Below are 323 nucleotides of genomic sequence, written 5' to 3' on the forward strand. Positions count from 1 at the left end.
TTTTGCCGTGACAGACACCATGGACCCCATTCTTAGCGGACGGGCCATCGCTGAGCAGGAATGGATTCAGCAGATTCATAAAGCTTCGGATGGAAACACCGTGATTATACCATGGGAATCCAGAGAAGTAGTTGGTTATGATAGCTTAAAGACCTGGACTGAAGCGGGAAGTACGAGTGAAGTATAGAGAGGAGTCAACCGAGGATGATGATTACCGATGGTGCTAAAACCTATATCGAGGCAATGATGAAAGAAGCAGGTGTGCATACGCTTCGGTTTGCCATGGTTGGCGGCGGATGCTGTGGACCCAGTTTTCAACTAGG

Annotated in this window: 1 protein-coding gene; it reads left to right on the forward strand. The window is 48.6% G+C overall.

Annotation, left to right across the window (positions count from 1 at the left end):
- The coding region (locus tag P364_RS37710; RefSeq protein WP_036695392.1) for a hypothetical protein at positions 1–187 on the forward strand (187 nt) is incomplete at its 5' end.
- Between the last annotated feature and the right edge of the window lie 136 nt (positions 188–323).

The sequence above is a fragment of the Paenibacillus sp. MAEPY2 genome (assembly GCF_000499205.1).
GTDB classification, from domain to species: Bacteria; Bacillota; Bacilli; order Paenibacillales; family Paenibacillaceae; genus Paenibacillus; species Paenibacillus vandeheii.